Annotated in this window: 6 protein-coding genes; 3 read left to right on the forward strand and 3 right to left on the reverse strand. The window is 64.4% G+C overall.

The window, feature by feature from the left end:
- Position 1: 1 nt before the first annotated feature.
- Positions 2-844, forward strand: coding sequence for a presqualene diphosphate synthase HpnD (hpnD, locus tag AC1D0Z_RS15080; protein ID WP_477659038.1), 843 nt, complete (start codon positions 2-4; stop codon positions 842-844).
- A gap of 172 nt (positions 845-1,016) precedes the next feature.
- Positions 1,017-2,288, forward strand: coding sequence for a hydroxysqualene dehydroxylase HpnE (hpnE, locus tag AC1D0Z_RS15085; RefSeq protein WP_477659039.1), 1,272 nt, complete (start codon positions 1,017-1,019; stop codon positions 2,286-2,288).
- A gap of 96 nt (positions 2,289-2,384) precedes the next feature.
- Here the strand turns inward: hpnE and AC1D0Z_RS15090 are convergent, their stop codons facing one another.
- Both AC1D0Z_RS15090 and AC1D0Z_RS15095 read right to left on the reverse strand, forming a co-directional pair.
- The gene (locus AC1D0Z_RS15090) at positions 2,385-3,017 is read right to left on the reverse strand and encodes a glutathione S-transferase family protein (protein ID WP_477659040.1); all 633 of its coding nucleotides are present in this window, start codon (positions 3,015-3,017) and stop codon (positions 2,385-2,387) included.
- Between the two features lie 27 nt (positions 3,018-3,044).
- Positions 3,045-3,740, reverse strand: a complete 696-nt coding sequence (locus tag AC1D0Z_RS15095) for an HAD family hydrolase (RefSeq protein WP_477659041.1) — start codon at positions 3,738-3,740, stop codon at positions 3,045-3,047.
- Positions 3,741-3,773: 33 nt separating this feature from the next.
- On the opposite strand from AC1D0Z_RS15095, the gene hemH reads away from it, so the two are divergent.
- Positions 3,774-4,904, forward strand: coding sequence for a ferrochelatase (gene hemH, locus AC1D0Z_RS15100; protein WP_477659042.1), 1,131 nt, complete (start codon positions 3,774-3,776; stop codon positions 4,902-4,904).
- 22 nt (positions 4,905-4,926) lie between these two features.
- Here the strand turns inward: hemH and AC1D0Z_RS15105 are convergent.
- The coding region (locus AC1D0Z_RS15105; RefSeq protein WP_477659043.1) for a Bug family tripartite tricarboxylate transporter substrate binding protein at positions 4,927-5,654 on the reverse strand (728 nt) is incomplete at its 5' end.

A 5,654-nucleotide genomic window follows, 5' to 3' on the forward strand; every position in this document is an offset into this window, starting at 1 on the left:
CATGACGCCTGAGCAATATGTCCAGCAAAAAGCCGCCGCATCCGGCAGCAGTTTCTATTACGCCTTCCTGTTCTTGCCCAAGGAACGGCGCGCCGCCATCACCGCGTTCTACGCCTTTTGCCGTGAGATCGATGACGTGGTTGACGAAGTCACCGACCCCGGTGTGGCGCRCACCAAGCTCGCCTGGTGGCACGGCGAGGTGCTGAATGCCTATGCCGGCAACCCGACGCATCCGGTGATGAAAGCGCTGATGCCGCTGGCTTCAACTTATCGCATTGAAGCGCGCCACCTGCAAGCCGTCATTGATGGCTGCCAGATGGACCTGGAGCAAAACCGCTACCTGGACTTCCCCGGCCTGCGGCAGTACTGCCATCTCGTCGCGGGCATCGTGGGCGAAGTGGCGGCACGCATCTTCGGCCAGACCCAGGAGGCCACCACCGCCTACGCGCACAAGCTCGGCCTGGCGTTCCAGCTCACCAACATCATCCGCGACGTCGGCGAAGACGCGATGCGCGGCCGCATCTACCTGCCCGTCAATGAGCTGCAGCAGTTTGATGTGAAGGCGCATGAAATCCTCAAGCGACAGTACTCCGACCGCTTTAGCGCGCTGATGAAATTCCAGACCGAGCGTGCACTCGCGCTTTACGATGAAGCGCTGGCCATGCTGCCCGAAGCCGACCGCCGCGCCCAAAAGCCCGGCCTCATGATGGCCAGCATCTACCGCACCCTGCTGCGCGAAATCGCCGCCGACGGCTACCAGGTGCTGCACCAGCGCGTCAGCCTCACACCGCTGCGCAAATTCTGGCTCGCGTGGAAGACCCAGGCCTTCGGCAAGGTGGTCTGATGGCTTCCACGCTGGAAGTGAAGCCCCCACGGTCGCTCACTACGTGTAGCCTGCGGCTTCTCCCTGCCCCTTTCATCACGACAGGGGCCGCTGCGCCTGCGGCCCGGCAAAGCCGGTTCCGCGGCTCCTGCTGGCATGTCCCTGTGGCGATTGCGCAGCGCATGTGCGGATCATGAGAGTTGCCGTGATCGGTGCCGGTTGGGCAGGCTGCGCTGCGGCTGTGGAGGCCACGCGGCTGGGCTACCAGACCACGCTGTTTGAAACTACGCGTGTCGCCGGCGGACGTGCGCGCCGCGTTGGCGGCACGGTGGCAGGCAAGCCGGCCGTGCTCGACAACGGCCAGCACATCCTCATTGGTGCTTATGCAGAAACGCTGCGCCTGATGAAGGACCTGGGTGTCGACGCAGAAGCTTCCTTGCTGCGGCTGCCGCTGACGCTGCGGTTTCCGGACGGCAGCGGCCTGAAGCTTCCGCAACTGCCCGCCCCCCTCGATGCGCTGGCAGGCATCGTCCTGGCGCGCGGCTGGTCCTGGGCCGACAAGCTCTCGATGCTCAAGGTCGCCGCCGGCTGGCAGCTCGCGAAATTCAAGTGTGATCCCGGTGTGTCGGTGGCCGACCTGTGCCGCGGCCTGTCACCGGGTGCCATGGCCTCATTGATCGAGCCCCTCTGCGTCTCGGCGCTGAACACACCCGCAGAACGAGCCAGCGGCCAGGTTTTCCTGCGCGTGATGCATGACTCGCTGTTTTCGGAAAGCGGCGGCTCCAACCTTTTGTTGCCGCGCACCGACCTCAGCACCCTGCTACCCGACGCAGCCCTGCGCTGGCTGGCGGCCCAGGGCAGCACCGTGCGGCTGGGCGCCCGCGTGCAGTCCATTGCGCCTTTAGGTTCCAGCTGGGTGGTCAGCACCGATATCAGCGCGGCCTTCGACTGCACGGTGCTGGCCTGCCCACCCCATGAAGCGGCGCGGCTGGTGGAGGGCAGCGGCCTGCAGCCCGGTGAGTGGCTGGCGCAGGTTAAAGGCCTTCAGCACGAAGCACTGACCACGGTCTACGCCTGGGCGGCAGGCGTGCGCCTTGGGCAGCCCATGCTGGCCCTGCCCGCCGATGCAACCGCAMCCGCGCAATTTGTGTTCGACCGTGGGCAACTGGGTGGGCCCGCCGGCCTGCTGGCTTTTGTGATCAGCGCCAGCACGGGCGATGCCGCGACACTGGCTGCGCAGGTGCAGGCGCAGGCGGCAAAGCAGTTGGGCCTGGACACSTTGCAGGTRGTGCAAACCATCGTGGAAAAGCGCGCGACTTTTGCCTGCACGCCRGGCYTGCWGCGYCCGGCCGYCGAYGTRGCACCMGGYCTTTAYGCCTGYGGCGACTACATCGCCGGGCCCTATCCRGCYACGCTGGAGGGCGCCGTGCGCTCGGGGCTSGAAGCAGCGCAGCGCCTGCATTGATCTGCCACAGCACGTCTGTGCCTTGAGATCATGGCTGTCATCTTGCCGCATATTGCTATCAATTAAATAGCTTCTTGCGCACGGCCATCAAGGGTTTCAGGCACTTTTCGCCATCAAGCGCACAGCGCGGTACGCCGGACGCGCAAGACAGCGCTTGAGCCACTCGTCCACTGCCGGGCATTGCGCCATCAGGCCGGCAGCGCCCTGAATCCACGCCAGGACGGACGCCACGCAGACATCGGCCGCGGTAAAGCGGTCACCGGCCAGCCAGCTGCGCGATTGCAGGTGCTGGTCCAGCACCCGCAGCGGGCCCAGCAAATGCCGCTCGGCGTCATCGGCCAGTTGGAGCTTGCGGCGCTCGGCCGGCATCATGATGCGGTGCATCAGGAATGCCAGGGCGTCTTTTTCGCATTCGGTCACCACCCAGAAACTCCAGCGCAGGATGTCGGCCTGCTCCGCGGGGTTCTGCGCCGCAAGGCCCGGCGCATCAGTGGTTTTGAACCGCTCGGCCAGGTAAAGCACACACGCCATGGACTCCCAGACCAGCACCCCATCGTCATCCACCACCGGGATGCGGCCGTTTGGGTTGATGGCGAGAAATTCCGGTGTGCGCGTGGCACCGCCCACGTAAGGCAGCGCAATGTGCTCATAGGCCAAGCCCATCTCCTGCGCCGCCCACAGGGGCCGCGCGGCACGCGAAGCCGCTGTGCCGTAGATTTTGAGTGTCATCCCAAGCGCCTCCTGAAAGTCAGCCGTTCACCGCGGGAACAAATCGCACAGCTCGGTCAGCGTGGTCACCGTTTCGTGCGGCACCGCGGGGTGCGCCCACATCTGGTCGGAGCGATTCACCCACACCGTCTGCATGCCGCAATTAAGCGCGCCCAGCACGTCCAGCGTGGCGTCGTCACCCACATGCAATACTTCTTGGGGTAGTACCTCCACGGCCCCAGCTGCCGCATGAAAAATGCGCGGGTCGGGCTTGCCCACACCGAACTGCTGGGCGCTGATGGCCGCCCTGAAATACCGGCCTATACCGATTCGTTCGACGTCCGCGTTGCCGTTGGAAACCGCCACCAGCGGGTAACGCCCGGACAGGAATTCCAGCGCCAGCACCGCGTCTTCAAACAAGGTGACCCGGTTGCGCTCTTCAAAGAAGACGTTGAACGCGGCTTCCGCCAGCAACGGGTCTTCGCCGGAGCGGTACAGCGCCACCCGTATCGCCTCCCGGCGTATCGCACTCAGGTTGTATTTGAGCTCCGGGCGCGAGCGTGTGACGTGCTCCCGGATCTCATGGCGCGCCGCCGGATTGGAAAACAGCGCCGCGGTCATCGGTGCATGCTGGCTGAGCCAGTCGTCCAGTGCTTTCTCGGCCCTTTCAATGGCAGGCCAGATGGGCCACAGGGTGTCATCGAGGTCAAGTGTGATGGCTTTTATGGTGGACAGGTCAAGCATAGGCAGCGTCAATGGGATAGGCGAGAATAACCCATGTCTTTTCGCTCGCAAATCATCACGCCGTTCAACCCCGAGCCCCCCTTCACGCACGGTGCAGCGCCGGCCACGCCCACGGCCTGCGGCACGGCCGTCCTGCTCTGCAACCTGGGTACGCCCGATGAAGCGACGGCACCGGCATTGCGCCGCTACCTCGCGGAGTTTTTAAGCGACCCGCGCGTGGTTGAAATCCCCAGAGTGCTCTGGTGGCTAATCCTGCACGGAATCATCCTGCGCGTGCGGCCCAAAAAGTCCGCAGCCAAATACGCCAGCATCTGGATGAAAGAAGGCTCGCCGCTGCGGGTGTGGACGCAAAAGCAGGCCGTCATGCTGCGCGGTTACCTGGCAGTGCGCGGACTGCCCGTCGAGGTGCGTTACGCCATGCGTTACGGCCATCCATCCATCGCCTCGCAGCTTGACCAGCTCAAGGCTGACGGCGTCACGCGCGTTCTCATCCTGCCGGCCTATCCGCAATACAGCGGCACCACCACGGCCAGCGTTTTTGATGCGGTCTACGCCTGGGCGGCGCGCATCCGCCGCATCCCCGAGTTCCGCTTTGTCAACCACTACCACGATCATCCCGGCTATATCAGCGCGCTGGCGGCACGCGTGCGCGAACACTGGCGCACCGCCGGCCGCGGCGAGCAGCTGGTCATGAGCTTTCACGGGGTGCCCGAGCGCACGTTGAAGCTGGGCGACCCGTATCACTGTGAATGCCATAAAACCGCCCGGCTGCTGGCCACCCAGCTGGGGTTACAGCCCACGCAGTACAAGGTCACCTTCCAGTCGCGCTTTGGCAAGGCCAAATGGCTTGAGCCGTACACCGAGCCCACACTGGTGGCCCTGGCAAAGGCAGGTGTCGGGCGGGTCGATGTGATTTGCCCCGGTTTTACCGGCGACTGCCTCGAAACGCTGGAGGAAATCAACATGGAAGCCCGCGAGGCTTTCCTGCATGCGGGCGGCAAGGAGTTCAGCTACATCCCCTGCCTGAACGACAGCCATGAATGGCTTGCGGGGCTTGCCGAGCTGGCGCAGCAGCATCTTTCAGGCTGGCCGGTAGCCGGTGCWGACACCGCGGAATTGGCCAGCACACGCCAGCGCGCGCGGGCCCTGGGCGCCAACCAATAAGCCATATCCCTTGCGGTGGCTATCAAGCCTTGAGCTTGAGCAGCTGCATCATCAGCTGCGTGGTCTTGGTATCAAAGTCGATAAAGTTGGTGAGGTCAGCCCCGGACAGCCAGGACTGCTCCCAATAACTTTCCTTGAGCGTTTTTTTCCACAGCTCATAGGCCAGCGACGCCTTGATGCCTTCAACCATCTCCGACTGGCGCGCGGGCGTGACGCCCTGGCCGGTGAAGACGGCCCGCCAGTTCGCCATGTCCRGGTCCAGCCCCTGCTCCCGCACGGACCGCACACCGTAGCTGGTCTTCTTGGATGACACACCCACGGCGCGCAGTTTGCCGCTCGCCAGTTCTGCGCTGAAAGTGCCGTATCCGGAAACGCCGGCCACCGCCTTGCCGGTCAATACCGCATCCACCAATTCAAAATTGCGGGCAAAGGGCAGGTACACCGGGTCTTCAGGGCGGCTACCGGCCGACTTGGCCAGCAGGCCGGCGAACACGTGGTCCGCTCCTCCGACGGACCCAATCGCCATGGGCGTCAGCCTGGGGCTGGTGCGCAGGCGCTCTGCCAGTTCGTTGACGGTCTTGATGGGCGAGTTGCCGGCGACCACCACCACCAGGTAGTCGCTGGTCAGGCGGGCCACCGGGCGGAGCCGGGTCAGGTCCACGGCTGGTTTTTGCAAAGCCACTGCGCCGACCAGGTTGCTGTCGCCCATGAAAAGCGCATTGGGATCGGAGCCGTACTTGCCCGCATACC

It is taken from the genome of Polaromonas sp. P1_E3 (assembly GCF_056405935.1).

What these genes read in the sequence shown, in the direction of transcription:
- AC1D0Z_RS15095 (WP_477659041.1), bottom strand. Translation starts at nt 3,740, where the DNA reads ATGCTTGACCTGTCCACCATAAAAGCCATCACACTTGACCTCGATGAC.
- AC1D0Z_RS15090 (WP_477659040.1), bottom strand. Translation starts at nt 3,017, where the DNA reads ATGACACTCAAAATCTACGGCACAGCGGCTTCGCGTGCCGCGCGGCCC.